5 protein-coding genes are annotated in these 24,170 nt (G+C 75.0%); all 5 read right to left on the bottom strand.

The window, feature by feature from the left end; all coding sequences use genetic code 11:
* Positions 1–42: 42 nt before the first annotated feature.
* Complete coding sequence (locus tag ACFU7Z_RS12020) at positions 43–19,521, bottom strand: SDR family NAD(P)-dependent oxidoreductase (RefSeq protein ID WP_380777439.1); 19,479 nt, start codon at positions 19,519–19,521, stop codon at positions 43–45.
* Positions 19,518–21,512 (bottom strand): asparagine synthase (glutamine-hydrolyzing), encoded by a 1,995-nt coding sequence (gene asnB / locus ACFU7Z_RS12015; RefSeq protein ID WP_380777438.1) that lies wholly within the window; start codon positions 21,510–21,512, stop codon positions 19,518–19,520. Before asnB ends, ACFU7Z_RS12020 begins: the two co-directional genes overlap by 4 nt.
* Before the next feature lie 10 nt (positions 21,513–21,522).
* Complete coding sequence (locus ACFU7Z_RS12010) at positions 21,523–21,774, bottom strand: acyl carrier protein (RefSeq protein WP_049651481.1); 252 nt, start codon at positions 21,772–21,774, stop codon at positions 21,523–21,525.
* 3 nt (positions 21,775–21,777) lie between these two features.
* Positions 21,778–22,614, bottom strand: coding sequence for an ACP S-malonyltransferase (locus tag ACFU7Z_RS12005; RefSeq protein ID WP_380777440.1), 837 nt, complete (start codon positions 22,612–22,614; stop codon positions 21,778–21,780).
* Positions 22,615–22,688: 74 nt separating this feature from the next.
* Positions 22,689–23,603 (bottom strand): LysR family transcriptional regulator, encoded by a 915-nt coding sequence (locus tag ACFU7Z_RS12000; protein WP_049651483.1) that lies wholly within the window; start codon positions 23,601–23,603, stop codon positions 22,689–22,691.
* Positions 23,604–24,170 lie beyond the last annotated feature (567 nt).

The following is a 24,170-nucleotide window of genomic DNA, read 5'->3' as shown; positions in this document are numbered from 1 at the left end:
GCCCTCCGGTGTCCCCGCCCGGCGGCGGGGACACCGGCCCCGCTACCGGCCGGCCACGACCTCCCGGAGGGCCGCCACCCAGTCGTCCGCCAGCCACCGGGCGGTGGCCGCCTCGAACAGCCGGGTGTCGTACTTCAGGAAGGCCTTGTAGCCCTCCTCGTCCCGGTAGACCTCCAGGGCGAGGGGATACTCCCCCGGGTAGGGCAGGTCGTCGAAGGCCCGGAGGTCCAGGTCGCCGGGAGCGGTGGGCGCCCCGTTGGTCAGCAGCTCCGCGCCGTCGAAGTTCTGGAACAGGAAGTTGGTCCGCACCAGCGGTCCGTCCCCGTCGCCCCGGGCCCGGACGATCTCGGCCAGCGGGTAGGCGCCGTGCTCGATCCCGGCCAGCACCCGGCGGTGGAGGGAGCGGAGCAGCCCGGCGACGTCCTCCGTGGCGGTGGACCGGATCGGCAGGCAGTTCGCGAACTGGCCGACGACGTCCTGGAACCGCTCCTCGTAGCGGGCGGCCGTGGTGACCCCCGCGATCAGGTCGTCCTGGCCGGTCACCCGGTGGAGGAAGCGGGTGTAGCCGGCGAGCAGCACGGTCGAGGCGCTGACCCGGTGGCTCCTGGCCGTCGTGGCGACCGCGTCGGCCAGCTCCCGCGGCAGCCGGGTCACGACCACGTCCGCGCGCGGCAGCCGCCCCGGGACCGGCGGGCGGTCGTACGGCAGGTCCAACCGCCCGTCCGCGCCGGCCAGTTCGGCCAGCCAGTGGTCCCGGTGCCGCTGCCCGCGCGGGCCGGCCAGCAGCTCCTCCTCCCAGGCGGTGTAGTCGCCGAACTCGGCGCTCCGCAGCCGTCCCCGGCCCCGGTAGGCGTCCTTGAGGGTGCGGACCAGCAGGGCCGTCGAGGTCCCGTCCAGCAGGATGTGGTGCGCGGTGACCAGCAGCAGCCGGCGTCCGTCGGGCAGGGCGGCCAGGTGCGCCCGGACCAGCGGACCGGCGGCCAGGTCGAAGGGGGCGCCGACCAGTTCGCGCAGCGCGGCCAGCCGGCCGTCCCGCGTGGTGGGTGTGAGGTCGACCCGTTCGAAGGACGGGCCCCGGGCCGGATCGACGTCCAGGTACGGGACGCCGTCCCGCTCGGCGACCACCGCGCCCAGCAGCGGGTGGATCCGGGCCTGCTCCCGGACCGCGCGTTCCAGCGCCGCCTCGTCCGGGTCGCCGTGGACCTCGAACAGGAGCGGGAGGTGGTAGGCGACGGAGTCCGGGCAGCGCACCTGGTCCCGGTACATGGTCAGTTGGCCGCGGGACAGCGCCCAGCGCCGGCCGGGTTCACCGGTGGTGCCGGTGGTGTCGGTGGCGCCGGTGGTGTCGGGGGCGCCGGCCAGGCGGGCGCAGAGGGCGTCGACGCTCTCGGCCTCGAACAGCAGGGTGGGGGAGACGTCCTCGCCGAAGTCCTCGCGCAGGGCGTTGGTGAGCTGGAGGACCAGGATCGAGTCCAGGCCGTAGTCGGTGAGCGGGGCCGAGGAGTCGATCCGCTCGGCCGGGATGCCGAGCACGGTCGCCGCCTTGGCCAGGACCAGCGCCGCCGGATCGGCCGGCGGCCGGGCGGGCAGGGTGTCCACCGGCCGGGCGGGCCGGGCGTCGACGGGCCGGCTGTCGACGGGCCGGGCGGGCCGGGGGTCGACGGCGGGCGCCTGCGGCCGGGCGGGCGGGGTGTCGGCCGCCCGGGCCGGCGGCCGGGCCTCCGAGCGTCGGTCGGGCGCCGCGGACGTCTCCCGTCCACCTTCCGCCGGTGCAGCCGGTGCCGCCGGCACCCGCTGCCGGGCCACCCCGTCGCTCTCCGCCGCGATCACCTGCTGCCCCAGCGGGAGCGCCCGGGACACCGGGAACACGACGGTGCGGAAGCCCTCACCGGCCAGCACGTCCCGCCAGTGCCCGGGCGACAGCGCCGGCGAGCCGGGGATCCGCAGCGACCGGTCGTCGAACAGCCACCAGCCCTCCAGCAGGCCGAAGGTCACGTGGCTGAACAGGTCGAACGCCGAGAGCTCGTTCAGCAGCAGCCAACCGCCGGGCCGCAGCGCGGCCTTGGCGTTGCGCAGGGTGTTGCGGGTGTCCTTGGTCGCGTGCAGCACGTTCGCGGCGATGACCAGGTCGAAGGCGCCCTCGGCGACCTCCTGCCCGGCCAGCGGCCGTTCGATGTCGAGCAGCCGGCAGTCCAGGTACGGGACCTCCGGCCCGTACGAGGCCCGGGCGTGGTTCAGGAAGGCCTTGGAGACGTCCGTGTAGACGTAGCGCTCGATGCTGTCCCGGTACGGCTGGAGGGCGGCGAACATCCCCACGCTGGTGCCGCCGGTGCCCGCGCCGACCTCCAGGATCCGCAGCCGGGCGCCCGGGGCCCGGCGCAGCCGGTCGGCGACCAGGCCGGCGGCGGTGGCGGCCATGGCGCGGTTGAACAGGTCGGCGGCGCGGTTGTCGCGGTAGCAGCCCTCCACCAGCTCCATGGAGCCGCGCGGGAACATCACGTCGGTGGGCCGGACACGGCCGGTCAGGATCCCGGGCAGGGCCCCGAGCATGGCCGCGGCCAGGCGCAGCTCCGCCGCCCGGTCGGGGTCCGCGGACCACCGGGCGCACTGCCGCTCCCACCGGGCCAGCACCTGGTCCGCGGGCTCCGCCGGCGCCAGGAGCCGCTGGGCGTGCTCCCACCACTGGGCGTACTGCGGCAGGACCGCCGCGCGGTCGACGTCGGCCAGCTGGGCGGCGAGGACCTTGGCGAGCCACGGGTCCCGCTCGGCCCGCCGCCACCGGACGACCTCGTCCAGGGCGGCGTCCGTCTCGTCGACGCCGGCCGGCAGCGTGCCGGGGCGCGGCAGGACGGCCGGGCCGTGCGCGGAGACCCGGGTGGCGCGGTCGAAGTTGGGCAGGGTGTTGCGCCGGTCGGTGCGGACGTAGGCGAGCTGCCGCTGCGGGCCGCCGAGCAGGGCGGCCAGGGCGGCGAGCCCCTCCGGCGGTTCGATCGACACCAGCCCGACCCGGGTCATCCGCTCCCGGTAGAACTCGGAGGTGACGCTCCCGAGCCCGCCCCACCAGCCCCAGTTCATGACCCGGACCGGGGTGTCCCAGTGCTGCCCGAGGGCGTGCGCGTAGGCGTCGCTGAAGGTGCAGCCGGCCGCGTAGTTGCCCTGGCCGGCGGCGGTCGTGAAGGACTGCATGGAGGACAGCAGGACCGCGAAGTCGAGCGGTTCGCCGTCGAAGGCCTCGGCCATGGCGGTCGTCACGTCGACCTTGGCGGCCAGCGCGGCGCGCAGGTCGGCCTCGTCCATCCGCGCGACGGTGCTGTCCCGCAGCACCAGCGCCGCCTGGACGACGCCGTGCACCCGCGGGTGGCGGCGCCTGACCTCGGCCAGGGCCCGGCGCAGCGCGGCCGGGTCGCCGGCGTCGGCCTGGAGGTAGCGGACGTGCTCCGGTCCTCCGGCGGAGCGGATCCGGTCCGCCACGGTGGCGTCGTGCGCCCGGCGGCCGATCCAGGTGACGTGGGCGCCGTGGTTCCGCACGACGTGCCGGGTCCACGCGGAGCCCAGCCCGCCGGCGCCGCCGATGACGACGTACACGCCGCCCTCCCGGTACACCGGCCGCTCCGGGGCCTCGCACGGGGCCCAGCGGCGGGCCAGCCACTGGCCGGTCCGCCGGACCCAGGCGTCGTCGGGGGACTGGGCGGGCAGGGCGGTGAGGTCCGCGGGCCAGCCGGAGCCGTCCAGGTCGACGCGGCGGACGGTCCAGTTGCCGTACTCCCGGCCCAGCGAGCCGAACAGGCCGTGCAGCCCGGCGTGCGCGGGCTGGACCTCGTCGTCCGCGTGGGTGGCGAGCGCACGGGTCGTCACCAGGGTGATCCCGAGCGGCCTGGCGTCGTAGCCCGCCGCGACCAGCGCCTTCACCAGGCGGAACGCGGCGACCACCCCGTCCTCCTGCGCGGCGGTGTACCCGGCGGCGTCGGTGGGCGCGAGGTCGGCCTCGGGGGCGGCCCACACCAGGTGGTCGACCGGTCCGAGTCCGCGCAGTGCGGCGGTGGCCTCCTCGACGCTCGCCGAGGCCGGCAGCGGCCAGTGGAGCGCGCCGTCGAGCGGGGCCGGGCCGCCGACGACCAGGACGCGGTCCGCGCCGGAGGGCACCGGGGGGCCGTCCGCGGGGATCGGGTCCCAGACCGGGGCGTAGAGGGCCGGTTCGACGGCGGTTTCGACGGCGGCCTCGACGGCGCCTTCGACGGCGGGCTCGGGCCGGTCCGCGCCGGCCGTTCCGGTAGGGGCCTCCGGGCGGGGTTCGGTGCGGCTCCCGGTCCGGCGGGAGCTGTAGCCGACCAGCCGTACCCGGACCTCGCCGTCCTCGTCCACCAGGTCGATGTCGAGCCGGCCGAGCGGTCCGGCCGCCAGGCCCCGCACCACGGCCGTCATGGCCGGGGTGCAGGGGGCGAACAGCTCGAGCCGCTCCAGCGCGAACGGCACGGCGGTGTCCCGCAGTTCGGTCAGGTGCGCCGCGACGGTGGCCTGGATCGCCGAGTCCAGCAGGGCCGGGGTGAGCGCGCCCGGCTCGGCCGCGTCGGGCAGGACCAGGTCGGCGAGCACCGTGTCGGGGCCCACGTACGCCTGCCGGACGGCCCGCAGGCTCGGGCCGTGCTCGATGCCCATCGACCGCAGGGCCTGGTGGATCCGTTCGCCGGGCACCGTCTCCGGGCACCGCGCGCGCAGCGCGGCGAGGTCCACCCGGGGCGGGCGCGGGGCGTCGGAGGGGGCCAGCGTGCCCTCGCTGCGGACCGTCCCGCCGGTCGACAGCGTGAACCGCCGGCCGCCGCGGGCGTCGGTGCGCAGGTCGACCAGCACCTCGACGGGTTCCGGCCCGACCTCCAGCGGCCGGACCCAGGTCACGTTGGTCATCCGGACGCGGGTGCCGCCCAGGGCCCGACGGGCCAGTTCCAGGTGGGCGACGGCGGGCAGGATGTGCCGGCCCTGCACGACGTGGTCCCGCAGCAGCCCGTCCGTACGGGACAGCGTGACGCGGTCGTGGTCGTGGTCGTGGTCGCGGCCCGCCGCCGGCCCGTGCCGGTCCGGGGCGAACGGGTAGGTCGGCAGCGGGACGAGGCGTCCCCCGGCCGGGGCCGGCGCGTCCCCGACCGGACGGGCGGGCGCGATGCCGTCGAGCACCGCGACCAGTTCGGCGGTGTCGCCCGCCAGGCACTCGAAGCGGTGCTCGAACCGCTTCCGGCCGACCCACAGCGTGTGGGCGAGGTCGCGCAGCTCCACCGAGGGGTGGGCGCGCAGGTGCGCCGCGAGCCGGCGCCGCTGCTCGGCGAGCTGCTGCTCCGTCCGGGCGGACAGGACCACGGGGTGGTCCGCCCTCGGCGCCGGAGGCCGCTCGGCCGACGGCGCCTCCTCGATGACGACGTGGGCGTTGGTGCCGCTGGCCCCGAAGGAGCTCACCACGCCGCAGCGCGGGCCGGCGGCGGGGGCCGCCCAGTCACGGGTCCGGGTGTTGACGTAGAACGGGCTGCCGGCCAGCGGGACCGCCTCGTTGGCGGTCTCGAAGTTCAGCGCGGCGGGGATCCGCCGGTGCCTGAGCGCCAGCAGGACCTTCAGCACACCCGCGATGCCGGCGGCGAACTGGGCGTGTCCGATCGTGGTCTTCACCGAGCCCAGCGCGCAGTACTCGGCGCGGTCGGTCCGGGCGCGGAAGACCCGGTCCAGGGCCCGGAACTCGATCGGGTCGCCCAGCGGCGTGCCGGTGCCGTGCGCCTCGACCAGGCCGATCCGCTCCACGTCGACGCCGGCCCGCTCGTACAGCCCGCTGATCAGGCTCTCCTGGGAGACCGAACTCGGGGCGGTGATGCCGTTGGTGGCGCCGTCCTGGTTGACCCCGACGGCGGTGATCACGCCGTGGACGTGGTCCCCGTCGGCCAGCGCGTCGGCGAGCCGCTTGAGCACCACCACCCCGACGCCCTCACCGGGGACGAAGCCGTCCGCCCGGTGGTCGAAACTGTGGCAGCGCCCGCTCGGGGAGAGCATCCCCGCGCGGCCCGCGAGCCCGTACAGCCGCGGCGTGGACTGGACGAACACCCCGCCGGCCAGGGCCATCGAGGTCTCGCCGGACCAGAGGTCCTTGCAGGCCAGGTCGAGCGCCACCAGCGAGCTGGAGCAGGAGGTGTCGACGGCGATTGCCGGGCCCTTGAGGTCCAGGGCGTAACTGACCCGGCTCGGGATCACCGAGGCCATGTTGCCCCACAGGGCCTGGGCCGGCGCGTCCCCGTCGAGCAGCTCCAGGTAGTCCCCGGCCCAGGCGCCGACGTACACGCCGCACGGCCGCCGGTCCATCCGGCCGGCGTACCCGGCGTCCTCCAGGGCCTTCCACGACTCCTCCAGCAGCAGCCGCTGCTGGGGGTCCATCGCGGCGGCCTCGGTGCCGGAGATGTTGAAGAACAGCGCGTCGAACTCGTCGATCCGGTCGAGGAACCCGCCCCGGGTGCACGCGCTCAGGCCGTCGAGGCGGAAGCGGGTGGCGTCGGTGACCAGGTCGTCCCCGTTCTCCAGCCGGGTCCACAGCTCGTCCAGCGAGCCGGTGCCCGCGAACCGGCCGCTCATGCCGACGACCGCGATCGGGCCGCGGTCCACCGGGCCGGGGGCGGCCACCGGCTGTCCGGTGGCGGGACGGCGGTCGGTGGCCGGGGTGCCGCCGTCGGCGGCTCCGGCGTTCGGTGCGGCGTCAGGCGCGGCGCCCGGTGTGGCGTCGAGCGCGGCCGAGGGCCGGGCCCCGCCGCCGGTCCGGGCCGGCACCATGGCGTCCCGGTGCTCGGCGAGCAGGTGCGCGGCCAGCCGGTCGACCGTGCTGTGGTCGAAGACCACGGTGGTCGAAAGGTCCAGCGAGAGCGCGGTGTTGAGCTCGTGGACCAGCCGGACGGCGAGGATGGAGTCCAGGCCCAGATCGGCGAACGCCGACCCGTCGAGGACCTCGCCGGTGTCCATCGCGAGGGCGGCGGCGACCTTCTCCCGCACCAGCGCGGGCACCAGCCCGTCCAGGTCGGCCAGGTCGTCCGCCGGTTCGGCCGGTTCGGCCGGTTCGTCAAGACCGGCCAGGTCGTCCAGGTCGACCGGTTCGGCGGCCGCGGGGGGAACGGGTGCTGCGGGGGGAACGTCCCCGGACCGGGCCAGGTCGCCGATCCAGAACCGTTCCGCGGCGAACGGATAGGTGGGCAGGGCGATGGTCCGCCGCGCCTCCCGGTGCGTGCCGCGCCAGTCGATCGCGACGCCGGACGCCCACAGGGCCGCGACCTTGGACAGCTCCCCGGCGGCGCTCCAGCGCCGGACGAGCAGCTCCTGGAGCTCGCCGTCCGCGGTGAGTTCCGCGAGCAGCCCGTCGGGCGCCGTCCCCGCGCTGCCCCGGAGCCCCCGGCCCTCGCGCAGCGCGTCCCGCAGCTCCCCGGTGGAGGAGACCACGACCGCGTACCGCTCGGCCATCGCCTCCCGGCCCACCTGGAGGGTGTACGCGAGGTCGGCCAGCGGGGTGTCCGGGGCCCGGTCGAGGAACGCGGCCAACCGGTCGACGGAGGCGGCGAGTCGGTCGGGGGTCCGGGCGGAGAGGACGACGACGTGTTCGGCGCCGTCCTCGGTGCCATCTGCGGGTTGCACGGGGTACTCCTCGACGATCACGTGCGCGTTGGAGCCGCCGGCACCGAAGGAGGACACCGCCGCGATCCGCGGGCCCTCGCTGTGCCAGGGCGCCGCTTCGCGCTGGAGCCGGAAGGGGGACGACCCGAAGTCGATGTTCGGGTTGGGCTGTTCGGCGTTCAGGGTGGGGACCAGTTCCCGGTGCCCGAGCTGCAGCAGCACCTTGGTCAGGCCCGCCACGCCGGCGGCGGCCTCCAGGTGCCCGATGCCGGACTTCACCGAGCCGAGCGCGCAGTACTGGCGGTCCTCGGTGTCCTGCCGGAACGCCGCGGCCAGGCCGGCGACCTCGATCGGGTCGCCCAGCTCGGTGCCGGTGCCGTGCGCCTCGACGTACCCGACCTGCCGCGCCGAGACGCCGGCCCGGTCGAGCACCTGACGGATCAGCGCGGCCTGGGCGGTCGGGCTCGGCACGGTGTAACCGGTGCTGCGCCCGCCGTGGTTGACGCCGGTGGCGCGGATCAGGCCCAGCACCCGGTCCCCGTCGGCCAGGGCCCGGGACAGCGGCTTGAGCAGCACGCAGCCGACGCCCTCGCCCGGGACGAACCCGTGGCCGCCGGCGCCGAAGCTGCGGCAGTACCGGTCGGGCGAGAGCATGCCGGAGCGGCACAGCTCGACGTAGTCCAGCGGGTGGGTGTAGACGTTCGCGCCGCCGGCCAGGGCGACCTCGCAGGCGCCGCTGCGGAGTTGCTCGCAGGCCTCGTGGATCGCGGTCAGCGAGGCCGAGCACATGGTGTCCACGGTCAGGCTCGGCCCGCGCAGGTCGAGCAGGTAGGAGACCCGGGCGCTCAGCGAGGCGAACGACAGCCCGGGGACGACGAGTTCACCCGAGGGAAGCCGGCCCGCAGGGTGCCGGGCGTGCCCGACCTTGGTGACGCCGGCGAACACCCCGACCCGGTGGTCGTGCTGCTCGGCGAGGCGGGCGCGGGTGTACCCGGCGTCCTCCAGCACCTCCCAGGCGGCCTGGACGAACAGCCGCTCCTGCGGGTCCATCGCGTAGGCGTCGCGCGGGGCGATGCCGAAGAACCTCGGGTCGAAGTCGGCGAAGCCGTCCAGGAACCCGCCCCACTTGCTGTAGCTGCGCCCGGTGGTCGCGGCGGTGGTGCGGTCGGGTTCGAAGAAGCCGTCCAGCGGCCACCGGTCGATCTCGCGGACGCTGTCGCGGCCGGCCCTGAGGTTCTCCCAGAACTCGCCCAGGTCGGCGGCGCCCGGGTAGCGGCCGCTCAGCCCGATGACGGCGATCGGCTCGTCGGGGCCGGCGGCGCGCCCGGCGGTACGCCCGACGGCGGGTTCCCCGGCGGGGACGGTCCGTCCCGAGGGGGCCGCCGGGGCGGGCCCGGCCGCCCGCTCCGGTACGGGCTGCGGTACGGGCTCCGGGCGGCGTGCGCCGCCGAGCCGGGCGGCCACCGCCCGCAGGGTCGGCTGCTCGTAGAACAGGGTCGAGGAGGCCTCGGGGTAGAACGGGGCCAGCGCACGGTTGAGCTGGATCACCATCACCGAGTCGAGACCGATGTCGACGAACGGCCGGTCCGGGTCCACCGCCCGCGGGGGCAGCTTGCTGACCTCCGCGAAGACCTCCCGCAGGTGGTCCAGCACGGCGCGGTCCGCGGTGCGGCCCCCGGACGGTGCGGGTGCGGGCGCGGGCGGAGCGGCAGCGACAGGAGCAGCGGCCGGGGCGGGCGAGCCGTGGTGCACCCACACCCGGTCCACCCCGGTGTGCCAGGCGTCGACCAGGGCGGCGAGGCCCGTCGGCGTCGGCATCGGTACCAGCCCCCGGTCCTCCCGCAGGTAGGCCAGGGTGCGGTCGTCGACGGTCATGCCGCCGTCCTGCCACAGCGGCCAGGCCACCGAGAGCGTCCGGCCTCGCCGTTCCCCCCGGGTGACCGCCGCGTTCCGGGAGGCGGCGAACTCGTCGAGGAAGGCGTTGGCGGCCGCGTAGTCGCTCTGCCCGGGGTTGCCGGTGACGGCGGCGCCGGAGGAGTAGGCCAGGACGAACTCCAGCGGGCAGTGCGCGGTGGCCCGGTCGAGGTGGACGAGGCCGTCCGCCTTGGCGCCGAGCACCTCCTCCCACTGCGCCGCGGTCTTCTCCGCGAGCAGGGCGTCGCGGACCACTCCGGCGGCGTGCACCACCCCGGTGACCTCGCCCGCCTCGGCGACGAGGTGGCGGACCTCCTCCCAGCGCGAGAGGTCGGCCCGCACGTAGCGCGCGACCGCGCCGGCCTGCCGCAGGTCGGCCAACAGCGCCTCCACCCGCTCGTCGGCCGGCGACCGGCCCGCGAGGACGAGGGTGGGCCGTCGGACGTCGGCGGCGATCCGGCGGGCCGTCGCGGCGCCGATGCCGCCGGCGCCGCCGGTGACGAGGTAGACGCCGCCGTCCCGCCACGGCGGGGCGGAGCCGGTGGCCGGGGGAGCGACGGGGGTCCAGCCGAGGGTCTGTCGGACGCCGTGGCGGTAGCGGACGAGGTCGTCCGCGCCGTCGGCGTTCTCCGTGACCGCGGTGGCCGGGTCGACGCCCGCGGCGCCGTCCAGGACGATCACCTGGCCGAGGACTCCCGGGTCCTCCTTGGCCACCGAGCGCAGCAGGCCGGCCAGGGCCGCGGTGTCCGTGACCACCTGGACCAGCACCGTGCCCTCCTCGGCCGCCAGGCCCCGGACGGTCTCCAGCAGCTGCCAGGACAGGTCGCGGAACCGGCTCTCCGGCCGCTGTTTGGCGGTCTCCAGCCGGATCGCCCCGGGGAGGTCGCCGTCGACCCCGCACAGCACGACCGCGCGGCGGTCGTGGCGGCGGCCCGGCGCGGCGGGGGCCGGAGCCCAGGCCGGGACGGACAGGACCGTGACGGCCTCCGGGGCGGCGGCCGCTTCGGTGTCCGGTGCCGCGACAGGCGCCGGGGCGGGCGCCGGGGCGGGCGCCGGGGCGGGCTCGGCCTCCGGGTGCCAGAAGCGGTCCCGGGCGAAGGGGTACCCGGGCAGATGAACCCGTCCGGGCGTCGCTCCGCCGGTCCAGGCCGACCGGTCGAGGGCCTCGCCCGCGATCCAGCGCGCCGCCGGACCGGTGGCCTCGCCCCGGTCGCCGGTGGCGACGAACGCCCGCAGCCGGTCGGCGAGTTGGGCCACGCTGGACACCGTCCAGGCGATCCGCTCGGCCATCTCCTCCCGGCCGGCCAGGAGGGTCCAGGCGACCGAGCGCAGGGACACCCCCTCCGACCGCTCCAGGAAGGCCAGCAGGTCCCGGGCCCGGTCGGTCAACTGCCCCGGGGTGCGCGCCGAGAGCGGCACCAGGACGTCCCTGGCGGGCTCCTCCCGGTCCGCCCGGACCGGGACGTACTCCTCGACCACGACATGGGCGTTGACGCCGCCGAAGCCGAAGCTGCTGACCCCGGCGCGCCTCGGCCCGTCCCGGCCGTCGCGGTCGCGCGGACGCGGCCAGGGCTCGTTCTCCCGGACCAGGTGGAAGGGCCCGTCGTCGAGTTCGACGAACGGGTTGACCCGCCGCAGGTGCCGGTTCGCGGGCAGCACCCCGTGCCGGAGCGAGAGCAGCACCTTCAGCAGCCCGGCGATGCCGGCGGCGGACTCCAGGTGCCCGATGTTGGTCTTGACCGAGCCCAGGCCGCACGCGCCGTCGTCGCTGCGGCCGAGCCGGCGGAAGGCCGTGCGCAGCGCGCGGACCTCGACCGGGTCGCCGAGGGCCGTGCCGGTGCCGTGGGTCTCGATGTAGCCGATGGTGTCCGGGTCGAGGTCGCCGACGGCCGCGGTGACCAGCTCGGCCTGGGCGTCGGCGTTCGGCGCGGTGAGCGAGTTGGCCCGTCCGCCGTGGTTGTAGGCGCTGCCCCGGAGCACGCCGAGGATCGCGTCGCCGTCCCGCTCGGCCGCCGCCAGCGGCTTGAGGACGACGGCCCCGACGCCCTCGCCGCGCACGTAGCCGTTCGCGTCGGCGTCGAAGGTGCGGCACAGGCCGTCCGGGCTGAGCATCCCCGCGCGGTGGGCGCTGACGAAGGTGCCGGCGTCGAGCAGGACGTTCACCCCGCCCGCGATCGCCAGGTCGCAGGCGCCGGACCGGATGGCTTCCATGGCGCGGTGCACCGCCACCAGCGAGCTGGAGCAGGCGGTGTCGATGGGCTCGCTCGGGCCGCGCACGTCGAGCAGGTAGGAGATGCGGTTGGCCAGGATCGAGTGGTTGGTGCCGGTCGCGGTGAAGGCGTCCGGCCGCACCCCGCGGGTGCTGAGCAGGGTCGCGTAGTCGTTGTTGGTGACGCCGATGAACACCCCGGTGTTGGACGGGAGTTCGCTCGGGCGGTGGGCGCTGTCCTCCAGAGCCTGCCACACCGTCTCCAGCACCAGCCGGTGCTGCGGGTCCATCAGTTCGGCCTCGCGCGGCAGGATCCGGAAGAACGCCGCGTCGAAGGCGTCGACCTCGTCGAGGGCGCCCATCCGCCGGGGGAAGTCCAGGGCGGTGATGGCCCGGCGCTGCTCCTCGTCGTAGCGGTCCAGCGGGAAGGCGGTGACGGAGTCCCGCCCGGCCAGCAGGTTCGCCCAGAACTCGCCGAGGTCGCGGGCGCCGGGGAAGCGTCCGGCCGCGCCGATCACGGCGATCGGCGTGTCCGGGGCCCGTCCGGGCCCGTCCGGGAGGGGCCGGCGCCCGGTGGCGGGGGCCGTCACGGGGGCTGTCACGGGGGCCGTCACCGCGGCGGTCGCGGGGACGGCTGCCGGGACGGTCGCGGGGCGGGCCGCCGGGCGGCGCGGCGCGGCCGAGGCCCCGTGCTCCGCGACCAGGTGGGCGCCCAGCGCCTCCAGGGTGCTGAGGTCGAAGAACACGGCCGGGCTGACCTTGGCGCCGAAGCGCTCCTCGATCTGCTTGGCGAAGTAGACCAGGGAGATCGAGTCGAAGCCGAACTCGTCCATACCGGTCCGGGGGTCGAGCTCCTCGGGCTCGAACTTCAGCAGCCCCGCCGCGATCTCGCGCAGCACCTCCACGACCCCGTCCGCACCCGAAGGTCCGGACGTGCCCTCCTCCGGCACGGGGGTACCCGGCTCGGGGCGGAGTACGGCGGGCCGGGGGGCCCGGCGGGCCGCCGGTGGCGTCCCCCCGGTGCCGCACAGCACGCCCTCCAGCGCGCCGAGCACCTCGCCCGAAGCGTCGGCCAGGAGGATCCGGTCGGCGCCGAGGAGGACGTGGGCGACCGGCCCGCCGGACCGGACGGTGACCCGGTCGATCCGGTGCGGCGCGACCCGCTGCCAGTCCGGGTGCCCGGCCCGGCGGGCCGTCCACTGCACGCCCAGGGCGATCGCCGCGAGGACGGACGGTTCGACGGTCACGTTCCGCCGGACGTGGTCCTGCTGGACGCCGGGGCGGGACAGGTGCAGGAGGGTGCTGCCGTCCGGGGCGGCGGACACCGCGTCGACGGCGCAGGAGGCGGCCCGGGGGACGACGCCGCCCTCGGCCAGTTCGGCCAGGAGGCCCGCCCGGTCCAGCACCTGCCGCAGGCCGGTGAGGTCGATCCGGCCGGTGGGCGCGTCGGCCGCCCGGACGGTGAACTCGACGGCCGGCGGCCCGTCCCCGGCCCGCACCAGGCCGTGGCCGTCGGCGAACTCCGTGACGAGGCGGTCGGTGGCCGACCAGTCGACCGGCCGCAGCACCCGCAGGTCGTGCACGGCCGGCTCGGCCGCGTACCCGCTGACCTTGGCGGTGGCGAGCGCGAGGTCCACGGCGAAGGTGGACACCACCACGGGGAGCCCGTCCTGGCGGTAGGTGTAGTCCTGGAGGTCGTCGAGCCGCAGGTCCGCGGTGTAGCGCAGGCCGTGGACGTCGGACTCGTTGCGCCCCAGGAAGGGGTGCAGCCGCTCGCGGTGGGCCAGCGGGGCGAGCACGGTCGGCGCGTCCTCGTCCACCTCGACCCAGCAGCGCACCCGGTCGAAGGGGTACGGGGGCAGCGGGACCCGCCGGGCCGCGGGCAGCCGGTCCCAGTCGACGCTGCGGCCCGCGAGCCAGGTCCGGGCGATCTCGTGCTCCGGGAGGTCCCGGTGGCCCGCCGCCCAGCCGTCCAGGGCGGCCAGGGCGGCCGCCTTGTCGGCCGCCACGAAGGCCCAGCGGTGCGGCAGTTCGTTCCTGCCGACCCGCAGGGTGAAGGCGATGTCGGGGAGGTCGGCCTCGCGGGCCCCGGCGAGGTGGTCGCGGAAGACGGCCAGGTGGCGTCCGAGGGCGTCCTCGTTCATGGCCGAGAACACGAACAGCTGCTCGCCGAAGGGCTCCTGGCGGACCGGCCGCGGCGGGTACTCCTCCAGGATGATGTGGGAGTTCATGCCGCCGGCGCCGATCGAGGTGAGGCCGGCCCGGCGCGGGTGGACGACCTCCCGGCCGTCGACCGTGGTGACGACCGGCTGCCAGTCGGCGAGGGTCTGCTGGACCCGGAACGGGGTGTCCGCGAAGTCGATGTCCGGGTTGAGCTCCGTGCTGTGCAGCGACGGCACCAGCTTGCCGTGCCGCAGCTGGAGCAGCACCTTCGCCAGGCCCACCATCCCGGCGGCGGCGAGCAGGTGGCCCATGGTGGCCTTGACCGAGCCGAGCGCGCAGAACTGCCGGTCCTCGGTGTACTTCCGGAACGCCGAGGTGAGGGCGCGGACCTCGATCGGGTCGCCCAGGGCGGTGCCCGAGCCGTGGCCCTCGACGTAGCCGATCGTCCTCGGGTCGATCCCGGCGTCCTCGACGGCCTTCTCGATCGCGCGGGCCTGCATGCCGGGGCTCGGCACGGTGAAGCCGTTGCGCACACCGGCGTTGGACAGGGCGGTGCCCTTGATCACGGCGTACACGTGGTCGCCGTCGCGCTCCGCGTCGACCAGCGGCTTGAGCACCACCGCGCCGACGCCCTCGCCGAGGATGGTGCCGTCCACGCCGACGCCGAAGCTGCGGATCACGTCGGAGGTGCCGGTGGTGAAGTGCTCCTGCGAGGAGGTGATCAGGTTGTACGGGTGCAGCAGCAGGTTGATGCCGCCCGCGACCACCATCCGGCACTCGCCGGCCCGCAGCATCTGCACGGCCTGGTGGACGCAGGTCGAGGAGGCCGAGCACATGGTGTCCACGAAGATCGACGGCCCGGTCAGGCCGTAGAAGTAGGACAGCATGTTCGGGATCGTCCCGGTGTAGCTGCCGCTCTGCGGGGCGCCGCGGGTGAGGCTGTTCTGGAAGCCGTACAGGTTGTAGTGGTTGCTCATCGTCCCGACGAGCACGCCGACGTCGCCCTGGTAGCGGCGCCGGATGGTCTCCCGGGAGTAGCCCGAGTCCTCCAGCGCCTGCACGCCGGCCTGGAGGAACAGCCGCACCTCCGGGGACATCTGCTCGGCCTCGCGCTTGGAGATCCGGAAGTACCGGGGGTCGAAGGCGTCGATGTCGCGCAGGAAGGTCCCGGTCCGGATCACGCTCTTGCCGGGCACGGCCCGGTCGCTGTCGTGGACGACGCGGTGGTCCCAGCGGTCGGCGGGGACCTCGGTGAAGCTGTGCCGGCCGTTCTCCAGCAGCTCCCACAGCTCGTCGAGGGTGTCGGCGCCGGGGTAGCGCCCGGAGACCCCGATGATCGCGATGTCGTGCCGGTCGTCGCGGTCCCGGTGCGGCCCGGACGGCTCCGCGCGGGCCTCGGGGGCCTCGACGGCGGCGACGGCCTCGGGGGTGGTCCGGACGGGTACCTCGACGGGCTCCGGCTCGGGTTCGGCCCGCGGCGCCGCCCCGCCGAGGACGGCCTCCAGCTGCTCCCGCCGGGACTCCACGAAGTGGGCGGCGACGTCGGCGATGTTGAGGTACTCGAAGAAGATGGTCTTGGACAGCGGCCCGAACAGCTTCTCCAGCTCGGCGGTCACGCCCATGATGCTCAGCGAGTCGATGCCGTACGCGACGAGGTCGGTGGCCGGGTCGAGGTCCTCCGGCCGGTGCCGGAGGACCTCGGCGACGATCCGCCGCAGCAGTTCCTCGGTCCGCTCGGTCAGGTCCCCGCCGTCGCCGCCGGGTACCGCTCCGGCGGGTGCGGCGTTCCGAACCGGTGTGCCCGGTACGGCGGTTCGGGCCGGTACGGCGGGCCGGGCCGCGAGCGTGGCGCCCGCGCCGTAGCCGACCACGACGTGCGCCGGGGCGTCGGCGCGCAGCGCCCCGCCGAGCGCGCGCAGCCCGTCCTCGGTGGGCAGCGGCTCCCAGCCCCGCTCGCGGCGCATCGCCTCCCGGCCGGCCGCGTCCATCGTCATGCCGCCGTCGGCCCACAGCGGCCAACTGACCGCGACGGTACGGCCGGTGCGCTCGCCGGAGTCGACCAGGGACTGCCGGTGCGCGGCGAACGCGTCCAGGAAGGCGTTGGCCGCGGCGTAGTCGGACTGGCCGGGGTTGCCGTACACCCCGGCGACCGACGAGAAGAGCACGAAGTGGTCCAGGTCGAGGTGGCGGGTGGCGGCGTCGAGGTTGAGCGCGCCGCGGATCTTCGGCGCGCCCACCGTGCGGACGTCGGCCAGGTCCTTGCGCACCAGGTACTGGTCGCGCAGGACGCCGGCCGCGTGGACGACGCCGTCGAGCGAGCCGTGGTCGCGCAGGATCGTCTCGACCGCGGCCCGGACCTCCTCGGCGTCGGCCACGTCCACCGGCAGGTGGTGGGCGTCGACGCCGTCGGCGCGCAGCTCGGCGAGCGGGCCGGTGGCGGACCGTCCGCTGAGCACCACCGTGGCCCCGGCGCGGCCGAAGTAGCGGGCCAGGTGCGGACCGAGGCCGCCCAGGCCGCCGGTGATCCAGTACACCCCGCCGGTCCGCAGCTCCGGGACGGCCGGGCCGGCCGCGAGTGGGGCGTCGACGGGCTCCAGCACCTGCCGGACCCCGTCGGCCCGGCGGCGGACCTCGCTGTCGGCGCCCTCGTCCGCGCACTCCTCGGCGACGATCCGCTCGATCGTCGCCGGGTCCGCGCCCTCCAGGCCGTCGACGCGCACCACCCGGCCGGTGACCAGCGGGTTCTCCAGGGCCACCGTGCGGAAAAGGCCCGCCAGCGGCCGGTGGAAGTGTGCGGGGACCCGCCCGTCGACCAGCACCACGAACCGGTGCTCGGTGGTGGGCCGGGTGAGCAGCAGCTCCCGGACGGCGGCGAACACCGTGTCCGTCACGGCCTCGACGCCGTCGGCCGGGGCCGAGGGGGCGATGCCCGGCAGCTCCGGGGTGTGCGGGGTGCGGGCCGGGCCGCCCGGGACGGCCGGCCGGTCCGTCCACCGGGTGGTGGCGGTGACGACGCGCGGGCCGGTGCCGGTGGCGCGCTGGGCGAGCCCCCGGACCGTGGCGTGGATGGTGCCCGCTTGGTCGCACAGGTCGATGTCGAAGGTGGCCACCGCGCCGGAGCCGCCGGAGCCCCCAGAGCCCCCGGAACCGCCGGTGCGCCGGATCCAGGCCCAGCTCTCGGCCGGGCACGGCCCGTGGACCAGGACCTCGTCCAGGGCCAGCGGCAGGGTCGGCCCGGCGGTGTCCGGCATCAGCGTGACGGAGACCTGGAAGGCCGCGTCCAGCAGGCTCGGCGGCAGCAGGTGTCCGCCGTCCTCGGGCTCGGTCGGCCGGATGCGGGCGAGTGCCCCGTCCGGGCCGGTGCGCAGCTCCCGCAGCGCGCGCATGGCCGGGCCGTACTCCAGGCCCTGGGCGCGCAGCCGCCGGTGGACGGCGTCGGGCTCGGCCGGGTCCGGGCAGGAGGCGCGCAGCGCGGCCAGGTCGAGCGGGGCCGGCGGCGCGGGCGGGACGAGCTCGGCGCGGCCGGTGCCGTGCTCCGTGCCGTCGCGTACGAACGCGACGGCGATGCCGTGGTCCCCGGGCGTCAGTTCGACCTGGACGTCGACGGGTTCCTCGTCGACGGTGATCGGCCGCACCCAGGCCAGGTCGTGCAGCCGGACGGTCCCCGTCCCGGTGGCCGAGAGCGCCACGGCGGCCCGGGCCATCTCGACGTAGGCGGCGGCGGGCAGCACCCGCCGGCCGCCGACCCGGTGGTCGTCGAGGAAGGGCTCGGTGCCGGTGAACGTCGAGGTGTAGCGCTGCTGCGCCAGGTCGGAGGTGTTGCGGTGGACGAGGGGGTGCAGCTGCCCGGTGGCGGCGGGGGCGACGGGCTCCGGCACGCGGTACCAGTGCCGGTCCCGCGCGAACGGGTAGGTGGGCAGCCGCACCCGGTGGGCGCCGGGGTGGTGCGGCCAGCTCGCGTCGCCGCCCGCCAGCCAGTCGGCGACCGCGGTCATGAGCTCGGGGCCGGCGCCGGCGGGGTTGGCGGCCTCGCCCGCCGGGAGCTCGCCGGACACCAGCGTCCCCAGCGCGGCGACGAGCTGGTCCCGGTCGGCGACGACGAGCGCCGCCCGGACGGCCAGCGGTTCGCGGCCCACCCGCAGGGTGTGGGCGATGTCGGCCGGCGACTGCTGCGGCAGCAGCGCGGACTCCGGCGCGAGCAGGTGCTCCCGCAGCAGTCCGGCGAGCACCCGCAGCCGCTCGGGGCTGCGCGCCGACAGCGGGACGACGTACGGGCCCGGCGCGCCGGCCGAGGAGGTGCGGGGGTGCGGTTCCTCCATCAGCACGTGGGCGTTGGTCCCGCCGAAGCCGAAGGAGCTGACGCCGGCCCGGCGGGGCGCGCCGTCCGCGGCCGGCCAGGGCCGGGTCCCGTCGACGATGTAGAAGGGGCTGCCGGCCAGGTTGATCAGCGGGTTCAGGTTCCGGAAGTTGACGGTCGCGGGCAGCACCCCGGCCGTCATGGCGGCGACGACCTTCACCATGCCCGCCACCCCGGCGGCGGATTCCAGGTGCCCGATGTTGGTCTTGACCGAGCCGATGCCGGTGGTGTCCGGGTCGGGTTCGGTCCCGGCGGCCTCGTGCAGGTTGCGGAAGGCGCGCTTGAGGCCGACGATCTCGATCGGGTCGCCGACCGGGGTGCCCGGCCCGTGCGCCTCGATGTAGCCGACGGTGCCGGGCGCGACGCCCGCCCGGGTGTAGACGTCCTCGATCAGCGCGGCCTGGGCGGTCGGGCTGGTCACGGTCAGCGAGTTGGTCCGGCCGCCGTGGTTGGTGCCGACGCCCTTGATCACCCCGTGGACCGGGTCGCCGTCCGCGATCGCCCGGGCGAGCGGCTTGAGCAGCAGGACCGCCCCGCCCTCGCCCCGGACGAACCCGTCGGCGCCCTCGTCGAAGGCCTGCGCCCGGCCGGTGGGCGAGAGCATGCCGGCCTTGCTGAAGGCCACGAAGTGCTTCGGGGACCAGCACAGGTTGACGCCGCCGGCCAGCGCCAGGTCGCAGTCCCCGTTGTTGAGCGCGGTCACGGCCTCGTAGACGGACACCAGGGAGCTGGAGCAGGCGGTGTCGTTGGTGATGCTCGGGCCGTGGAGGTCGAAGTGGTAGGAGAGCCGGTTGGCGACGATCGAGTACGCCGTTCCGGTCGGGAAGTAGGCGTCGGTCGCCACGTCGTCGCGCTCGATGAGTTCGGCGTAGTCGGCGTGGCAGACGCCCATGAAGACCCCGGTGCGGCTGCCCGCGAGCTCGCTCGCGCGGTAGCCCGCGTCCTCGACGGCCTTCCAGGCGAGTTCGAGGGCGAACCGCTGCTGCGGGTCCATCGTCTCGGCCTCGCGCGGGGAGATGGCGAAGAAGGCGGCGTCGAAGCGGTCCGCGTCCTCGATGAACCCGGCCCAGATGCTGTTGGTCCGTTCACCGCCGTTGCGCGGGTCCCCGAAGTAGCGTTCCTTGGACCACCGTTCGGCCGGGACCTCGGTGATCAGGGAGCGTCCGGCGGCGAGGTGGTCGAAGAGCGTGGCGAGGGTGTCGGCCCCGGGGAAGCGCAGGGCGAGTCCGATGATGGCGATGCCGTCGGTGGTCACCGGGCCTCCTTTCCGGTCCGGACGGCGTGGCGCCGGTCCACGGTCACTTTCAGGTCGAGCGCCGGGGCGGCCGGTCCGCCGTTCCGGCCGGCGCCGTCGAGCACGAACTGCCGGTGGAGCACGGCGGTGGTGAGCAGGTAGACGAAGGCCTGGTCCTCCTTGGTGCTCACGTCCTCGGCGGGCGAGGCCATGACGCGGTCCGTCAGGCGGCGGGCGAACCGCTGGTCCAGGAAGTCGAGCTTGCCCAACTCGGCGTCGGACAGGAGGAGTTCCAGGTAGTCCGGGCGGTACTCCTTGAACACCTCGCTGCCCGGGGCGCGGTAGGGCTGCTTGGGGCGGTCCGTGGTCCACTGCGGCAGCTCGGCGCGGAACGCCTTCTTCAGGACGGCCTTCTCGTTCCACCCGTCGTCGAAGCGGAGGTTGACCGCGGAGGCGGCCCGGACCACCGCCGGGTCGAGGAACGGGCAGCGGTTCTCCACGCTGTGCGCCAGGGCGACGCGCTCGCCCTGGGTCGAGAGCAGGAAGCCGGGCAGCAGGGTCTTGTACTCCAGCCACTGGGCCTTCTGCACCGCGGACATGGCCTGGTAGCCCGGCGCCCGGGCGACCAGGTCGAGCAGGTCGGCGAACGGGTCCTTGCGGGAGGCGAGCAGCCGGGCCGCGAACCTGCCGTTCTGGTACCGCAGTTCGTGGGAGAACAGGCCGGGCAGCCGCTCGGTGGCGAACTGCTGGTACAGGCCGAGCAGGTGGCCCTGGTGGGCCGGGCCGAAGTGCGCCAGCTCCGGGTGCAGGGTGGCGAGTCCGGCGCGCCGCTCGGCGTCGGTGAGCCCGTGCCAGCGTTCGCGCAGCATGGTCTCCCGGAACAGGGAGTAGCCGAGGAAGGCCTCGTCGGAGCCCTCGCCGCTGAGCACGGTCTTGATGCCCGCGTCGCGGACGTGGCGGGAGAGCAGGAACATCGGGACGAAGGAGGTCCGGAAGGCGGGCACCTCGGCGTGGTACACCGCCGACGGGAGGTTGTCGGCGATGTCCGCGCCGGTGACCGGGAGGGCGGAGTGCAGGGTGCCCAGGTGCTCGGCGACCAGCAGCTGGCTGTCGGACTCGTCGAAGTTCTTGTCCCGGAAGGCCACCGAGAAGGTGCGGACCTGGTGCCGGGACAGCTGGGTGGCGAGGCTGGTGACCACGGAGGAGTCGAGGCCGCCGCTCAGGTAGACGCCGACCTCCACGTCGGAGCGCAGGCGCAGCTCCACCGCGGTGCGCAGGCTCTCCCGGACGAACGCGACCGCCTCCGGCTCGGTGCCGTCGAAGCCCGGTACGTCGAAGGAGAGTTCCTCGTACGCGAGCGGCGAGCACAGGCCGCCGCCGGCCTCCAGGTAGCAGCCCATGGGCAGTTGGCGGACGCCGGCGAACGGCGTGCGGTCGGGCAGTGGCGTCCACACCGCGTAGATCGACGCGAGGTCCGGCGGGGAGAGCTCGAAGCGGAAGCCGGGGAACGCGCCGAAGGCCTTCGTCTCGGAGGCGAACAGGAGGGCGCCGCCGTGCTCGGCGTAGTACAGCGGGCGCTTGCCGTACCGGTCGCGGGCCAGGACGAGCCCGCCGGTGGCGGTGTCCCTGATCGCGAGCGCGAACGGGCCGTTGAAGCGGGCGAAGCAGGCCGGGCCCCACTGGATCCAGGCCTGGAGGGCGACTTCGGTGTCGGAGTGGTCGGTGCGGAACGGGCGGCCCAGGCCCTCCAGTTCCGCGCGCAGTTCGACGTGGTTGTAGATCTCGCCGTTGAAGCAGATCCAGTAGCGCTCCGTCGGGTCCGACATCGGCTGGGCGCCGTCGGCGGGATCGACGATCGCCAGCCGTACGGTGCCCATCGCGAGCCCGTCGTCCAGGTAGTAGCCGGCCTGGTCCGGTCCGCGGTGGCGGATGGTCGAGAGCATCGAGGTGATGACCTCGTCGGGTGCTCCGGTCAGTGGTGGGTCCGCGAGGAACCCGGCGATTCCGCACATGGCAGTCCCCCTATTCCCCGGCGAGCTTCTTCTGGACGAATTCATCGATCGCGTTGAGCGATACGAGGACGTTCATGAGGATCTCGTCGCCGTCGAGGGCCAGCGAGAACTCGGACTCCAGGAAGCGCATCATCCTGACGTAGCCGAAGGAGTCGATGACCCCGGCCTTGAACAGGTCGGTGTCCGGGGTGGTCTCATCGTCGAACTCGAAGAGGAAGCGCTCCTCCAGGTACGTCCGGATCGTGTCCGTCGTCGATTCCATCGTTCAGGCTCCAGACGTGATTTTGTCGACCATGCGGGTGAGGGAGGTGCCCCCGATCTCGGTGAACTCCACGTCGTCGTCCCGGTCGAGGAGACTTCGTACGCAGTCGGTCCAGCGCACCGGGGCGACGAGCTGTTCGGCCAGCAGCCGGGCGGTCTCCTCCGGCCGGTGCGGCCGGGCGGTGACATTGGAGACGACCGGGGTGCGGGGTGCGGCGAATGCGAAGCCGGTGAGGAATTCCGCGAAGCGCACGCGGGCGGGCTCCATGTAGCGGGAGTGGAAGGGCGCGCTCACCCTCAGGCGGGCGACCCGGATCCCGTTCTCCTCCAGGCATTCGACCGCGGCGGCCAGCACGGGGGGAGTGGCCGCGATGACGAGTTGTGACGGGGTGTTCAGGCCGGCGATGTCGACGCCGTCGACCCCGTGCTCGGCGAGGAGCTCCAGCAGCCGTTCCTCGGGGGTGTCCAGGACGGCGGCCATGCCCCCGTCGGAGGCCGCGGCCATGAGCTCGCCGCGCTTGGCGACCAGCCGGAGCCCGGTCTCGAAGTCGAACACCCCGGCGGCCAGCAGGGCGTTGTACTCGCCGAGGCTGTGCCCCAGGTAGACGTCCGCCGGGCGGTCCTCCCGGTGGGTGCGCTCGAAACCGTGCAGGGCGTTGACGACGAAGATCGCCGGCTGGGTGTACTCGGTCCGGCCGAGCAGGCCGTCCGGGTCCTTGGTGCACAGGGTGGCGAGGTCGTACCCCAGCAGGTCGGAGGCGAATCCGACCAGTCCTGGGTAGCGTTCGAGGACCTCGGCGCCCATTCCCTTGTGCTGGCTGCCCTGGCCGGCGAAGAGCATGGCGAACACGGCATTCCTCCGACGGGTGTCGCGGGGATGAGGGGGTGTGGCGAGAAGGGGGCGCGCGCCCGGTCTCACAGACGGCAGGTCGGGACGACCGACCTGAGCACGTTCAGGACCGCGCGGCCGCGCCGGTCGAGGGCGAGGCCGGGGGCGGCGGCCACGCCGAGCGACGCGGTCGGCGCGTCCCCGGCGAGTTCGACCGAGCGGATCCGGCCGCCGTCCAGCGTCGTGGCCCGGTGGGCGCGCTGGTGGACGAGGGCGAACCCGCACCCGGCGGCCACCAGGCCGCGGACGGTCTCCGGCCCGGTGGCGGTGACCACCGGTGGCAGCGGGACGCCGACGTCGGCGAAGAACTTCTCGAAGTGGAGCAGCAGCGGCGGGTCGTCGAGGGCGACGAACGGCCGCTCGGCGAGCTCGGCCAGGCGGACGGGGTCGGCCCGGCCGCACGGGTCGTCGTCCGCGACGAGCGCCCGCATGGGCAGCTCGGCCAGCGGGACGAACCGGGAGCCGCCGCTCAGGAAGTCGTAGGTGACGGCCAGTTCGCACTGCCCGTCCCGGAGCAGGGCCAGCAGCCGGTCGGCCGGTTCCTCCCGGGTGGTCAGCCGCAGGCCCGCGTGGCGTTCCGCGGTGATCCGGTGGGTCTGGGGGAGCAGGAACGGGGCGACCGGGGTGAGGAACCCGACGCCGAGCCGGCCTTCGATGCCGCCGGCCAGCGCGTCCCCCTGCTCCTGGAGGCTCCTGGCCTGTCCCAGCAGCGCGCGGGCGCCGAGGAGCAGGTCCCGCCCGTTCGGGGTGAGGGTGACCCCGCGGGCGTGGTGGCGCAGCAGCAGCTGCACGCCGAGTTGGCGTTCCAGCCGCATGATGGCCGAGGAGACGGTCGATTGCGAGGCTCTGAGCTTCTCGGCCGCTTCCGAGATGTTTCCGAGTTCGGCCGATTCCACGAAATAGCGCAACTGCGTGAGGCTGAAGTCCAGGCGGTCGGTCATTCTTCACGTCCGGAGTGATTTCTCGGTCGGTCGGATCGTGTGGGCGCCGTTCGCGCGCGTTCCGGCCGCTTCAGGTCCGGTGCGCGTTCCGGGGCGATCGTCTGGGCGTACGCGGCACGGTTCCGGCGCCGGGACAGTGGAACCGTGTCAGGCGGTACCGGTCGTACGTGTGCGATGGCGACATGGCGGGGCTCTTCTCTGGCTTCGGGAGCGAGGAGAACACTGTCGAGCGGGTATCGCGAAACGCTGTGTGTCATGCGCGTGTCAAGAAAGTAAAAAGCGCAGGCCGGAGGGTCGTGGCCAGGAGTGTGCAGGAAGGTTCAAGGGTGCACACGGAACGAAGCGCTTCGCTCACCTTAGGCGACAGGTTGACCGTGGAACAAGGTCGCCCTGGGGCCGGGATGTGAGGAACTCGCGGGCGTATCCGGTGGGCCGGATTCCGCGGGCCGGACCGTACGGGGACGTCCGAGGCCGGACCGTCCGGGACCGTCCGGGGTCGGATCGTCCCGGGGTGTCCCGGGCGGAAACGGCGAGCGGCCCGCCCGGTGTCCTGGAGGACACCGGACG

It is taken from the genome of Kitasatospora sp. NPDC057518 (assembly GCF_042802075.1).
GTDB lineage: Bacteria > Actinomycetota > Actinomycetes > Streptomycetales > Streptomycetaceae > Kitasatospora.
This window is presented reverse-complemented; position numbering and strand designations above follow the sequence as displayed.